The organism is Sinorhizobium sp. 7-81, assembly GCF_030124405.1.
GTDB classification, from domain to species: domain Bacteria; phylum Pseudomonadota; class Alphaproteobacteria; order Rhizobiales; family Rhizobiaceae; genus Sinorhizobium; species Sinorhizobium psoraleae.
Window position 1 is genome coordinate 972,436 of record NZ_JASKLT010000002.1, and the last position, 13,357, is coordinate 985,792.

Sequence of the window (13,357 nt, forward strand, 5' to 3'; positions counted from 1 at the left end):
CCTTTTCTTGATGGTTAGTGGTTGGTTTGAGCGGGAGGTGGCCGGAACCGGCCTTTTATCGGGCTAGGCTGAGAGGCGGCCGAGGGGGATCACGTCCTCCAGGGCCCAGCTCAAGGACACCGCATCGCCGACGGGCACGGGTTTCTTGAAATATTCCGCGTCGGAGACGATCACGGTGAAATCGTCGCTGCCGGCGCCGATCACGGTGATCTTCACGGAAGCGCCGCGATATTCGACATTCGAGACGACGCCCTGAAAGCCGAGCGACTTTTCCACTGCCGGTTCAAGACGCACGCGATCGGTGCGGATGCCGATGTCGATCGGCTTGCCGACCTCTTGGCCGATGTCGCGCACGGTGAAGGTCTGGCCCTCGGGCACCTGCAGCGTCACGACGCCGCCCTCGATCTTCGTCACGCGGCCCGAAAGCACGTTATGGTCGCCCATGAAGCGGGCAACGAAGGAGGTCGCCGGTTTTTCGAAGACGGTGCGCGGTTTGGCTGCCTGCTCGATCCGGCCGTTGTTCATGATGACGATCAGGTCGGCGAGCGCCATCGCTTCCTCCTGGCTATGCGTCACATGGACGAAAGTGATGCCGAGCGTCTTTTGCAGCTTCTTGAGCTCCGCTCGCATCCGGATCTTGAGGAACGGGTCGAGCGCGGAAAGCGGTTCGTCGAGCAGCAACGCCTCCGGATCGGTGATCAGCGCGCGGGCAAGCGCCACACGCTGCTGCTGACCGCCGGAGAGCTGCGCCGGGCGGCGCGTCGCGTAGGCTTCCATCTGCATCAGCTTGAGCATTTCCAAGGCCTTCGCCCGGCGCTCGTCCTTGTCGACGCCTTTCATCCTCAGGCTGAAGGCCACGTTGTCGACGAGATCGAGATGCGGGAACAGCGCGTAGGACTGGAACATCATCGCCGTGCCGCGTTTCGCCGGCGGAAAATCGGTGACCACGATGTTGCCGAGGCGAATGTCGCCGGAAGAAATGCTCTCGTGACCGGCAATCATGCGCAGCGTCGACGTCTTGCCGCAGCCGGAAGGTCCCAGAAAGCAGCAATAGCTGCCGGCGGGGATCTTCAGGCTGATCGAATGGACGGCCGTTGTCGTGCCGTAGACCTTGGAAACCGAGGCAATATCGATCTCAGCCGCTTTTGACATGGCGTTTTCTCCTTGCACAAGGAGAGAAGCATCAAGCGTGCCAGTTCGCCCGCCAGGGCTTAAGGGCATGATCTGTCGGATATATTCTCCCGCCGCGGCGAGCTGGCCCGTGCGGCTGTTGATTAGCTGCACATTTTATAGGCGTTTGTCGCCAATATCTGAGGCAATCGTATACAATACCAAAAATATTTGCGTGCGAATGGCTGTTAACTTCCAGCGTTCATCACGCTACAGTGTCGGCATTGTCCGGATTGCCAGCCTCATGACCTCATCAAATCTCGCCACTTCCGAAAACATCGAAATCGGTGCCCCCCATATCCGCGACTCGATCCGGGAGGCGATTGTCGAGCGGCGTCTCGCGCCCGGCACAAAACTTTCCGAAAGCGATGTCGGCGGGCTTTTCAATGTCAGCCGCACGGTGGTGCGCGCCGCCCTTCAGGCGCTTTCCTATGAAGGGCTCGTCACGGTCGAGAAAAATCGCGGCGCCTTCGTCGCCTATCCCTCGGTCGCCGAGGCGCAACAGATCTTTGCAACGCGCCGGCTTATCGAGCCCGGTCTTTTGCGCGAGGCGGCCGCTCATCTGGAGAAGCGGCATATCAAGGAGTTGCGTGACTTGCTTGCCGAAGAGGAACGGCTGACGATCCAGCGTGGCCAGTCCGCCCGCCGGGCCGAGATCAAGGCGTCCGGTGACTTTCATCTGGCGATCGCCGCCATCACCGGTAACGCCATCCTCAAGCGGTTCATGGACGAGCTCATTGCCCGCTCCTCGCTCGTCATCGCGCTCTACGGGCAATCGGTGATTTCGAGTTGCGGCCATAGTGAACATCAGGAGATCGTCGACGCTCTGGAAAGGAAGGACGTCGACACTGCCTGCGCGCTGATGCTCGAGCATATCGACCACATCGAGGCGGATCTCGACCTGCGAGCGACGAAGAGGGACAGCAATTTGAAAGACGCCCTGCTGCTGTAGCGGCGCTAGGCGCGCCAGCCGCCCAAAGATCGGCTTTCCGAGCCAAGAGATTGCTTCTCGGCGGGAAGGACCTCAATCGAGCGTGCTGAAAAAGCACGTCTACCAAATCGTCCTTTTCTGATGAAGTATCCGCTGGATTAGCTGCAGAGAAAGTCATGGCTCTCCAAGCGTCGCGTCCATTCAGGGCTTTCGCCGACGCGCGTATCGGCGGGTGGGCGATCGATATGGGTGATACAGGCACCCGTCGCCTAACAGCCAAGGATTGTCGTCGTGGGCCATTGCCGTTTGGCCATGCCTCCCTTGTCGTGGGGGTTTGATTTGTGATATTTCTAACAAAATTGTTCGCCAAGCACTCGTTGTATGGCGTTATTTAGCGCAAGCCTTCGCCCCGGACGCACAATGGCCAACCGCAAGTCGACGCGTATCACGACCTTGACCGACGCGCTTTCAGCGCGGCGCGTGCTGCATCTGAAGGACGCCGCCGCGCTGCTTGGCGTGTCCGAGATGACGGTACGCCGGGACATTGCCGACAATCCCGGGCTTTTCGGCTATCTCGGGGGGCACATCGTTTCGGCGGCCGATATCGAGAGCGACGTGCCCTATGAACTTGCGCGCGCGGCCGACAGCCACGCGGCCGCCAAGCGTGAGGCCTGCGTCCATGCTGCACGATTTATTCGTCCCGATGAGACGATCTTCATCGACTGCGGCACGACGCTTGAATATCTCGTCGACCTGATTCCGGAAAATTATTCAATAACGGCAGTCTGTTATTCTTTGAATGCGGCCGATCGCCTGACCCGGAAACCCAATGTGCGGATCGTCATGCTCGGGGGTCTTTATCATCCGTCGTCGGCATCCTTCTCAGGCGATTCCAGCCTGGATACGCTCGATCGGCTTGGCATCAATGTCGCGTTTCTGTCCGCTGCCGGAATCGACCAACAGCGGGGTGCGACCTGCGTCCATTTCCACGAGGTGCCGATCAAGCAGAAGGTAATCTCGCTCGCCCGGGAAAATTACCTCGTCGTCGATCAGAGCAAGATCGGCAAGCTGAAGCCGGCCTTCTTCGCGCCTACGGGCGCCTTTCGGGCGGTGATCACGGAATACGGCGAGACGGCGGTCGCATAGGGCGTTTCGCGGACGCGCCTCCCTGCTTGACAGATGGGCTGTTTGGTGGAATTTTAACATAAATAGACAGAAAGATAACAATGTCGCCAAGGCGGACAAAAGCTGCAAAGATGCGCGCCCAAGGGCGGCATCGGCCATACGAGGAGTAGTCGTTTGGAAGACCTTGCTGTGAAGAGCACGGCGGCGGCATTCGCTGAGACCGCCGGCGTAGGTCACAATTGGCCGCGCAATGATGGCATCGAGCTCGACCTTTCCTGGGTGGTCGATCAGCGCGTCAATCTGTCGGCGGCCGAGCGGCGCGTTGCGACGCTGCCGGGGCGGCGTACCGTGAAGAAGGATGCCCAAGCCGCCTGGCTGCTCAAGGCCGTAACCTGCATCGATCTCACCACGCTCAATGGCGACGACACGACCGAGCGCGTCAAGCGGCTGTGCGCTAAGGCGCGCCAGCCGGTCCGTCAGGACATTCTCGAGGCGCTCGGCATGGGCAATCGCGGCATCACGACCGGAGCGGTCTGTGTCTACCATCGCTTCGTTTCGACGGCGGTAGAGGCGCTCGAGGGTTCCGGTATCCCGGTTGCCGCCGTCTCCACCGGGTTTCCGGCGGGGCTCGTGCCGCATGACGTTAAGCTGAAGGAAATCGAGGCCTCGGTCGCCGATGGCGCGCGCGAGATCGATATCGTCATCACCCGCGAGCATGTGCTGACCGGCAATTGGCAGGCGCTCTACGACGAGATGCGCGATTTCCGCGCAGCCTGCGGCGATGCCCATGTCAAGGCGATCCTGGCAACCGGTGATCTCAAAACGCTGCGCAATGTGGCGCGCGCATCGCTCGTCTGCATGATGGCCGGCGCCGACTTCATCAAGACGTCGACAGGCAAGGAGGGCGTCAATGCGACGCTGCTCGTGACACTCGTCATGCTGAGAATGATCCGCGCCTATCAGGAGCGCACGGGTCTCAAAGTGGGTTACAAGCCGGCCGGCGGCATCTCGGCGGCCAAGGACGTGCTGAACTATCAGTTCCTCATGAAGGACGAACTTGGCCGTGAATGGCTGGAGCCGGATCTCTTCCGCGTGGGGGCGTCGAGCTTGCTTGCCGATATCGAGCGTCAGCTCGAACATCACGTCAGCGGCGCCTACTCGGCCCTCAACAGACACCCGATAGGATAATCCCGATGACCGTCGCCAGGTATTTTGACGAAATATCCTATGGTCCCGCACCCGAGGCCGACACCGAGGCGCGCGCATGGCTCGCACGTCACAAGGGCGAGTTCGGCCACTTCCTCAACGGCGCCTTCGTCGCTTCAGCGTCTGGAAAGACGTTCGATACCTACGAGCCTGCGACTGGCGCCTTGCTCGCCAAGATTGCGCTCGGTGGACGCGAAGACGTCAACAGCGCGGTTGCCGCCGCCCGCAAGGCGCGGGGTGCATGGGTGAAGTTGCCCGGCCATGCGCGTGCGCGTCATCTCTATGCATTAGCACGCATGATCCAGCGCCACGCGCGTCTGATCGCAGTTGTCGAAGCGATCGACAACGGCAAGCCCATCCGGGAGACCCGCGACATCGACATTCCGCTGGCCGCCCGTCACTTCTACCACCACGCCGGCTGGGCTCAGCTTCAGGAGACCGAGTTCGCCGACCAGGTGCCGGTCGGCGTCGTCGGCCAGGTCATCCCGTGGAACTTCCCCTTCCTGATGCTGGCCTGGAAGGTCGCGCCGGCGCTGGCGCTTGGCAACACCGTCATCTTGAAGCCGGCCGAATTCACGCCGCTGACGGCGCTTCTCTTCGCGGAGCTTGCTGCCGCGGCCGGGCTGCCGCCGGGCGTGTTGAACGTGGTGACGGGCGAGGGCGAAACCGGCGCGTTGATCGTCGAGCATGAGGATATCGACAAGATCGCCTTTACCGGTTCGACCGAGGTAGGGCGCCTCATCCGCGAGAAGACCGCCGGAACCGGCAAGTCGCTGACGCTCGAGCTCGGCGGCAAGTCGCCCTTCATCATCTTCGACGATGCCGATATCGACGGGGCGGTCGAAGGCGTGGTCGATGCCATCTGGTTCAACCAGGGCCAGGTCTGCTGTGCCGGTTCGCGCCTCCTCGTCCAGGAGGGCGTGGCGCCATTGTTTTATGAGCGGCTGAAACGGCGCATGGCGACCTTGCGCGTCGGCCATCCGCTGGACAAGGCGATCGACATGGCGGCAATCGTCGCGCCGGTGCAACTGCGACGGATCGAAAGCCTGGTCGCTCAGGGTGTGACTGAGGGCGCGTCGCTGCACCAGCCGAAGATCGAGCTGCCGAAGGGCGGCAGCTTTTATCCGCCGACGCTGCTCACCAATGTCCAGCCGACATCGATCGTCGCTACGGAGGAAATCTTCGGGCCGGTCGCGGTTTCGATGACCTTCCGCACACCAGAAGAGGCGATCCAACTCGCCAATCACTCGCGCTACGGCCTTGCCGCCAGCGTCTGGAGCGAAACCATCGGGCTCGCTTTGCACGTTGCCGCGAAGCTTGCGGCCGGTGTGGTCTGGGTCAATGCCACCAACCTCTTCGACGCGGCGGCCGGCTTCGGCGGAAAACGCGAGTCCGGCTTCGGCCGTGAGGGCGGGCGCGAGGGCTGCTACGAATATCTGAAGCCGAAAGCTTGGATCGGGCGCAAGCTCCGGCCCGTCGCGGCCGCACCGGTCGTGAAAGCGGCTGCGGGCGACTTCTCCATGCCGGTGCTAGACCGCACCGCCAAGCTCTTCATCGGCGGCAAGCAGTCGCGGCCGGACGGAAACTATTCGCGGCCGGTGCTTTCGTCAAAGGGCAAGGTGATCGGCGAGGTCGGCGAAGGCAATCGCAAGGATATCCGCAATGCCGTCGTCGCGGCGCAGGGCGCATCGGCCTGGTCTTCCGCAACGACGCATAACCGGGCGCAGATCCTCTATTACATTGCCGAAAATCTGAGTGGCCGTGCGACGGAGTTTGCCGAGCGCATCTCTGCCATGACCGGCGCCTCGGCAGCCGGTGCCAGGGCTGAGGTCGATGCTGCGATCGCGCGTCTCTTCACCTATGGCGCCTGGGCGGACAAATATGAGGGTGTCGTGCACCAACCGCCGCTGCGCGGTGTCGCACTGGCGATGCCGGAGCCGCAGGGTGTCGTTGGCGTTATCTGCCCGCCGGAGGCACCGTTGCTAGGCTTCATCAGCCTCGTGGCGCCGCTGATCGCCGTCGGTAACCGCGTCGTTGCCGTTCCGAGCGAACAGCACCCGCTGGCGGCTACCGATTTCTACTCCGTGCTCGAAACATCGGATGTGCCGGCCGGCGTCATTAATATTGTCACCGGATCGGCCGTCGAGCTCGCCAAGACGCTTGCCGCCCACAACGACGTCGACGCGCTCTGGGCTTTCGGCTCGCCGGAACTGTCGACGCTGGTCGAGAAGCTCTCCGTCGGCAACCTCAAGCGCACCTTTGTCGACTACGGCAAGGCGATCGACTGGATGGACCGGACGGCTGCCGAAGGCCCCGCCTTCCTGCGACGTGCCGTCGATGTCAAGAACATCTGGATCCCCTACGGCGAGTAGGGACAGGCATCCTTCGGGCGGGGGGCGCTGCCGGAACAGCGGGGAAATCCAAACAACCTTGTTGACGAGTGGCGCTGGAAACGGCCTGATGCGGCCGTGCGTCGCCGGAAGTTCGGCGATCAGGCGCCCGCAGCGCCACGCGTCCGCTCGGATGCGCAAAGTTGCTGCAGCACGTTGAATTGCAGTAGATCGGTTTCGGTCATAAGGAACCATGCAGGGGGAGTACTGGAATGCTCAAGAATATCGACCCGGCACTCAATGCCGACGTGTTGCACGCGCTGCGTTCGATGGGGCACGGCGACACGCTGGTCATCTCGGACACCAATTTCCCGTCCGACGCGATCGCGCGGCAGACGACGCTCGGAAAAGTGCTGCACATCGACAATGTCTCCGCCGCGCGCGCCGTAAAGGCGGTTCTCTCGGTCCTTCCACTCGATACGCCGTTGCAGCCCTCGGCCGGGCGCATGGAAGTCATGGGGGCCCCGGACGAGCTGCCGGCGGTACAGCGAGAAGTTCAGGCCGAAATCGACCGGGCCGAGGGCAAGCCGGCGCCGATGTACGGCATCGAGCGCTTCGCCTTCTACGAGGAGGCGAAGAAGGCCTATTGCGTCATTACCACGGGCGAGACGCGCTTCTACGGCTGCTTTCTCTTCACCAAGGGCGTCATTCCCCCGGAATCCGCCTGACGCATCGGCGCGACAATAGGGGGTGCGACCGCAAACGCGCCGCGACCCGACCGAGGTTTGGGAAGCGACCGACCGCTCCTTACTTCACAGCGTTCCGCGCGGCAGCGAGGAACGCGAGCTTCGCCGGCATCTCGATCAGCTTCGAAAGCGCGACCCTTTCGGGCGTGTAGTGATGCTCGACGTCCAGACAGTTGACCGTGCCGAGCAGTTCGCCGCCGACGACGACTGGAATGTTCACGACTGATCCGCAGCCGAGTGCAGCAATCGTCTCGTAGTCGCCGAAGACGGTGGAAATGTCGGCAATCGTATTAGCGACGAAGGTCTCGCGCGCCTTGTGGACCGTGTCGAACCAGCGATCATAGTGGATCGGCTTGGTGCCGGAGGCCGGATACTCGTCGGGGTGCGAGGTATAGGCGCGGCGCGCCAGCTCATTCGCCATGTCCACCGTCATGATCGTGAAGAGCTTGGCGCCGATCAGCTTTCGGCTAAGCGTCTGCAGCGCGCGATAGGGCGCATCTGCGCTGGTGTCGTTGGCAATGGTTGCGTCGAATTCCGCCAGAGCGGCGACATACTCGGTCTTCATTGTCTGTCCTTGGGAGAATTGGGTGGGACGATTAGTTGGCGTGTGCGGCACTGATCTGCATCAGTTCGCGCGAATAGGGTTCCTTGAGGTCACCGCGCTTCAACTCGTCAACGCCGGCCACCTCGACGATGCGGCCCTGGCGCATGACGGCCAGCCGGTCGCAGAGGAAGGAGACGACCGGCAGATTGTGCGTGACCATCAGGAAGGTGAGATTCTGCTCGCGGCGGAGACGCTTGAGCAGGTTGAGGATTTCGGCCTGGACCGAAACGTCGAGTGCCGACGTCGGCTCGTCGAGCAGCAGGATCTTCGGCTTCAGCATCAGTGCGCGCGCGATCGCCACGCGCTGGCGCTGGCCGCCGGAAAGCTGGTGCGGAAAGCGGAACCGGAATTTCCGGTCGAGGCCGACTGACGCCATCACCTCTTCGACGCGCGCGCTCCGGTTGCCGATACCGTGGATCGTCAGCGCCTCGCCAAGCGTCGCATCGACGGTTTTTCGAGGATGCAGCGAACCATAGGGGTCCTGAAACACCATTTGGCAGATCCGCGAAAATCCGCGGTCGACACCGTGGCCGCGCGGTTTGCCGAGGACATGGATCTCGCCGGTCCATTCGGGCGCGAGTCCGGCGATCGCCTTCAAGACGGTGGACTTGCCCGAGCCGCTTTCACCGACGAGCGCGAAGCTCTCGCCTTCGGCGATGTCGAGGCTCACCTTGTCGGTGATCTGCGTGTCGCCGTAGGAGATGTCGAGATTTTTCAGAGAGAGCGCGGTCATGCTTTTGCCCAGGCACTGCGGTCGAGCACGGGCAGCTCGTCCCTTGTTTCATCGAGGCGCGGAATGGAGGCGATAAGGCCGCGCGTATAGGGGTGCGTGGCGTTCTTCAATTCGCCGGCCTTGCATTCTTCCACGACTTCGCCGGTGTTCATCACCAGGATCCGGTCGCAGTAGCTCGAGACGAGGTTCAGGTCGTGGCTGATGAAGATCAGCCCCATGCCCTTGCGCCGAACGAGCTCGTCGATGATGTCGAGCACCTGTGCCTGGACCGAGACGTCGAGCGCCGAAGTCGGCTCGTCGGCAATCAGCAGGTCCGGCTCGGGGATGAGCATCATCGCGATCATCACCCGCTGCCCCATCCCGCCGGAAACCTCGTGCGGGTAAAGCCGGGCGACACGTTCCGGATCGGTGATGCGCACCGATTGGAGCATGGTGTGAATGCGGTCGTTCACTTCCCGCCGCGGCAGACGTTTGTGCGTCAGCAGCGCCTCGGCGATCTGCTCGCCGATGGTCATCACCGGATTGAGCGAGAATTTCGGATCCTGCATCACCATCGAGATACGAGCGCCGCGAATAGCGCGCATCTGCTTCTCCGAGCGGGTGCTGAGATCGATGCCGTCGAAGGCAAGCTTGTCCGCGGTCACGCGGCCGGGTGCGCGCACGAGCTTCAGGATCGAACGGCCGGTCATCGATTTGCCGGAGCCGCTTTCGCCAACGATGCCGAGGCGCTCGCGTCCGAGCGTGAAGGAGATGCCGCGTACGACGTCGAGATCACCGTGTGCCGTCGGGAAGGTGACACGCAGGTTTTCGATTTCGAGGAGCGGTCTCATCAGCGCTGCTCCCCGCTCTTGGGGTCGAGCACGTCGCGAAGACCATCGCCCAAGAAGCAGAAGCCGAGGCTGACGAGGATGATCGCGAAGCCCGGCATCGTTGCCACCCACCACTGATCGAGAATGAAGGACCGCCCGCGGGAGATCATCGCGCCCCATTCCGGCAGGGGCGGCTGGGCGCCGAGGCCGATGAAGCCGAGGCCGGCGGCGGTCAGGATGATGCCGGCCATGTCGAGCGTCACGCGGATGATCATCGACGAGGTGCAGAGCGGCAGCACGTGGCCGAGATTGACTCTAAGGCTCGACGCGCCGAGCAGACGCACGGCGGCAATGAACTCGGAATTCTTGAACGTCAGGGTTTCGGCCCGCGCGACGCGGGCATAGCCGGGCCAGGAGGTGATGGCGATCGCGATGATGGCGTTCTCGATGCCTGGTCCAAGGGCTGCGACGAAGGCGAGCGCCAGGATCAGCTTCGGTAGCGACAGGAAGATGTCGGTGATGCCCATCAGGATGCGATCGACCCAGCCGCCGAAATAGCCGGAGATGACACCGATGACGAGTCCGGCCGGCGCCGCAAGAACGGCGACGAGCGCGACGATCACCAGGGTAATGCGCGCGCCGTAGACGACGCGCGACCAGATATCGCGCCCGAGTTCGTCGGTCCCCATCCAGTGTTCGGCGCTCGGCGGCAGCAGCCGTTCGGCAAGCGCCTGGCGCAGCGGATCGTGCGTCGCGAGCCAAGGCGCGAAAAGTGCTGCGAAGATCAGGGCGGCAATGATGATCGCGCCGATCACCGCCAGCGGATTGTGCATCAGCGCGCCGAAGATGCGGTAGAGCCGGCCAAGCCGCGCCTGCATCGGGGAAGCGGGGCTGTCGTCGATCAGCCAGTCGCGAAGCGTTGCCATGTCCCGCACCTCCCTAGCGCGCACGCGGATCGAGCACGCGATAGAGCACGTCCGAAATCTTGTTGATGCCGATGAAGACCGCACCGACTACCAGGGTCGAGCCGAGTACCGCGGACATGTCGGCGTTAAGCAGCGCCACGGTCAGATAGTTGCCGATGCCGGGCCAGGAGAAGATCGTCTCGATCATTACCGATCCTTCGAGAAGGCCGGCATAGGAGAGCCCGATGACGGTGATCAGCGGCACGCGGATCGGCCGGAAGGCATGGCGCCAGATGACCAGCCGCTCGGGAACACCCTTGACCCGGGCGGTGGTGACGTATTCCTGGCTCAGTTGGTCGAGCATGAACGAGCGTGTCATGCGGGCGATATAGGCCAACGCGAAGAATCCGAGGCAGGACGCCGGCAATATCAGGTGCCAGACGGCATTGCCGAACACCTCCCAATCGCCGGCGATGATGCTGTCAATCAGCAGCAGGCCGGTCACCGGCGGCACGATGCCGTCAAGAAAGATCTCGACGCGGCCAGGGCCTCCGACCCAATTGAGCCGGGCATAGAAGACGGCGAGGCCGACGAGGCCAAGCCAGAACGCAGGAACGGAATAGCCGAGCAGGCCGACGACGCGGATTGCCTGATCGAGCCAAGAGCCGCGCCGGCTTGCGGCGATGACGCCAAGGGGGACGCCGAGCAGGACCCCGATGATAATGCCAAGTGTCGCCATCTCGAGCGTCGCCGGGAAAACCCGCGCAAGATCCTCGAGAACCGGCCGTCCGGTGGAAACAGACGTGCCGAAATTGCCGGTCAGCACGTCGCCGACATAGCTTACGAACTGCGTCGTCAAGGGGCGATCGAGGCCCATTTCGACGCGCACCCGCTCGTAGACGGCAGTGGGAGCGCGGTCCCCCACGACTGCGAGCACCGGATCGATCGGCACGATCCGGCCGATGAAGAAGGTGATGGCGAGAAGGCCGAGGAAGGTTACGGCCAGCGTGACGAGAAATCCGGCGGTGGTGACAACCCAGCGATGGGCCGAGCCGGTCGCGCCGCGGCGGCGCGCCGGTTCGGCGGCGGGGGTCGTGCTGTCATCTGCCACGTGGCGGCTCCATCCCTGCTTGGCCTGCGTTGGGCCACGCCCATAGCGCAAGAATTCGCTTGGAGTATATAAATATATTTGCTTAAATCAAAAAAATTTTACTGACGGGGGAGTCGGTCGTGACCGTATCGGACGATGCGCGTGCCGCGCCGGAAAGTGCACATTCCGCACCGCAGCCGAGGATCGGGGCGCTGGTGCGTGCGCGCCGTCGGCAGATGCACATGACGCTCCAGGAATTGAGTGACGCGGCCGGTGTTTCGGTCGGCTATCTCAGCCAGGTCGAACGGGATCTCGCCATGCCCTCGCTCGGCACGCTCGCGCAGATCGCACGCGGCCTCGATACCGAGATCAGCCATTTCATCCTTGCCCCGGCAATCGACACCGGCCTTTCGCGCGCCGAAGATCGAATGGTCTTTTCCGTCGGTGGCTCGCCGGTCGCCTACGAGCGCATCGGCGCAGATTTTGCCGGCAACCAGCTTTCAAGCTTTGTCATCACGATCCCGCCGGGCCATCGGTCGGAAGTGTTCAGCCATGAAGGGGAGGAGATCGTCTTCATCCTCGATGGCGAGATTCTCTTCGGCCTTGATGGCGAGCAGACGACGCTGACGGACGGCGACGGCCTGCATTTCAGGGGCATCCAGCCGCACTACTGGTGGAACAGGGCCGACAGGCCTGCGCGCATCCTCTGGACCGGAACGCTGCCGCTTTTCCGGCCGCGATCCGCCGCATCGAAGGAAGCAGGCCGTGCCGGGACCACGGGGACACCGGCACAGCCCGCAAAAACCAAGTCTCATCGAAAACAGGAGAAGCGATGATGAAGATCTTCAAGGCCGCGGTGTTCGCGGCGTCACTGGCGCTCAGCGTTTCGCCGGCCGCATTGGCCGAAACGCCGGCGGATGTCCTGGTCGTCGCCCAGAACATCGACGACATCGTCAGCATCGATCCGGCCGAGGCTTACGAGTTCTCGTCCGGTGAATACGTCACGCAGACCTATGACCGCCTCGTGCAATACGACGCGCCCGACGTCAAGAAACTTGCCCCCGGGCTCGCCAGCGAATGGACCGCGGACGACGCCGCGAAGACGATCACTTTCACCTTGCGTGACGGCGTGACTTTCTCGTCCGGCAACCCGCTGCGCGCGGAAGACGTGGTCTACTCGTTTAAGCGCGTGGTGGCGCTCAACAAGGCGCCGGCCTTCATCCTGACGCAGCTCGGCTGGACGCCGGAAAACATCGAGAAGATGGTGACCGCCGACGGCAACAAGGTCGTCGTCAAGTACGAGGGCGACTTCTCGTCCGCCTTCGTGCTCAACGTTCTCGCCGCGCGCCCGGCATCGGTTGTCGATGCCGAAACGGTCAGGGCGAACGAGCAGGACGGCGACTTCGGCAATGCGTGGCTCAAGGCCAACTCCGCCGGAACCGGGCCCTTCGTGCTGCGCGCCTTCCGCGCCGGCGAACTCCTGAACCTCCAGAGCAATCCGAACTATTTCGGCGGCGCTCCGGCGATCAAGGGCGTGATCATCCGCCACGTCGCGGAAGCGGCCACACAGCAGCTTCTGCTGGAGACCGGCGACGTCGACATGGCGAAGAACCTCACGCCCGATCAGGTCGCTGGCATCACCGGCAAGGAAAACATGAAGGTCGAGTCCTACCCGCAGGCGGCCGTTCACTTCCTCTCCTTCAACCAG

General features: G+C 62.9%; 13 protein-coding genes. 7 read left to right on the forward strand and 6 right to left on the reverse strand.

The window, feature by feature from the left end; genetic code table 11:
* Positions 1-63 precede the first annotated feature (63 nt).
* Positions 64-1,152 carry an ABC transporter ATP-binding protein gene (locus QN224_RS11665; protein WP_283976769.1) on the reverse strand — a complete coding sequence of 363 codons (1,089 nt, stop codon included), beginning with the start codon at positions 1,150-1,152 and terminating at the stop codon, positions 64-66.
* Positions 1,153-1,414: 262 nt separating this feature from the next.
* Here QN224_RS11665 and QN224_RS11670 point away from each other — a divergent pair, with 262 nt between their 5' ends.
* From QN224_RS11670 to QN224_RS11690, 5 genes are all read left to right on the forward strand, one after another.
* Positions 1,415-2,122, forward strand: a complete 708-nt coding sequence (locus tag QN224_RS11670; protein WP_173512327.1) for a GntR family transcriptional regulator — start codon at positions 1,415-1,417, stop codon at positions 2,120-2,122.
* Positions 2,123-2,521: 399 nt separating this feature from the next.
* A complete protein-coding gene (locus QN224_RS11675; protein ID WP_283976770.1) occupies positions 2,522-3,247 on the forward strand; it encodes a DeoR family transcriptional regulator in 726 nt (241 codons plus the stop codon).
* Positions 3,248-3,400: 153 nt separating this feature from the next.
* The gene (gene deoC / locus QN224_RS11680) at positions 3,401-4,414 is read left to right on the forward strand and encodes a deoxyribose-phosphate aldolase (RefSeq protein WP_173512329.1); all 1,014 of its coding nucleotides are present in this window, start codon (positions 3,401-3,403) and stop codon (positions 4,412-4,414) included.
* Positions 4,415-4,419: 5 nt separating this feature from the next.
* Positions 4,420-6,804, forward strand: coding sequence for an aldehyde dehydrogenase family protein (locus tag QN224_RS11685; RefSeq protein WP_283976771.1), 2,385 nt, complete (start codon positions 4,420-4,422; stop codon positions 6,802-6,804).
* A gap of 230 nt (positions 6,805-7,034) precedes the next feature.
* Positions 7,035-7,490: an RbsD/FucU family protein gene (locus QN224_RS11690; RefSeq protein WP_283976772.1), complete on the forward strand. Its 456-nt coding sequence runs from the start codon at positions 7,035-7,037 to the stop codon at positions 7,488-7,490.
* A gap of 79 nt (positions 7,491-7,569) precedes the next feature.
* Here QN224_RS11690 and QN224_RS11695 read toward each other — a convergent pair whose 3' ends face one another.
* The 5 genes from QN224_RS11695 to QN224_RS11715 are packed head-to-tail and all read right to left on the reverse strand — an operon-like array spanning position 7,570 to position 11,565.
* On the reverse strand, positions 7,570-8,073 hold the full coding sequence (locus QN224_RS11695) for a GAF domain-containing protein (RefSeq protein ID WP_283976773.1): 504 nt from the start codon (positions 8,071-8,073) through the stop codon (positions 7,570-7,572).
* A gap of 31 nt (positions 8,074-8,104) precedes the next feature.
* The gene (locus tag QN224_RS11700; protein WP_283976774.1) at positions 8,105-8,845 is read right to left on the reverse strand and encodes an ABC transporter ATP-binding protein; all 741 of its coding nucleotides are present in this window, start codon (positions 8,843-8,845) and stop codon (positions 8,105-8,107) included.
* Positions 8,842-9,675 (reverse strand): ABC transporter ATP-binding protein, encoded by an 834-nt coding sequence (locus QN224_RS11705; protein WP_283976775.1) that lies wholly within the window; start codon positions 9,673-9,675, stop codon positions 8,842-8,844. Before QN224_RS11705 ends, QN224_RS11700 begins: the two co-directional genes overlap by 4 nt.
* Positions 9,675-10,580, reverse strand: a complete 906-nt coding sequence (locus tag QN224_RS11710; RefSeq protein ID WP_283976776.1) for an ABC transporter permease — start codon at positions 10,578-10,580, stop codon at positions 9,675-9,677. Before QN224_RS11710 ends, QN224_RS11705 begins: the two co-directional genes overlap by 1 nt.
* 13 nt (positions 10,581-10,593) lie before the next feature.
* A complete protein-coding gene (locus QN224_RS11715) occupies positions 10,594-11,565 on the reverse strand; it encodes an ABC transporter permease (RefSeq protein WP_283976936.1) in 972 nt (323 codons plus the stop codon).
* A 224-nt stretch (positions 11,566-11,789) separates the two neighbouring features.
* On the opposite strand from QN224_RS11715, the gene QN224_RS11720 reads away from it, so the two are divergent.
* Positions 11,790-12,485 carry an XRE family transcriptional regulator gene (locus QN224_RS11720; RefSeq protein WP_283976777.1) on the forward strand — a complete coding sequence of 232 codons (696 nt, stop codon included), beginning with the start codon at positions 11,790-11,792 and terminating at the stop codon, positions 12,483-12,485.
* Positions 12,485-13,357: ABC transporter substrate-binding protein (locus QN224_RS11725; protein ID WP_283976778.1), on the forward strand; the 873-nt coding region annotated here is incomplete at its 3' end. The genes QN224_RS11720 and QN224_RS11725, both read left to right, overlap by 1 nt.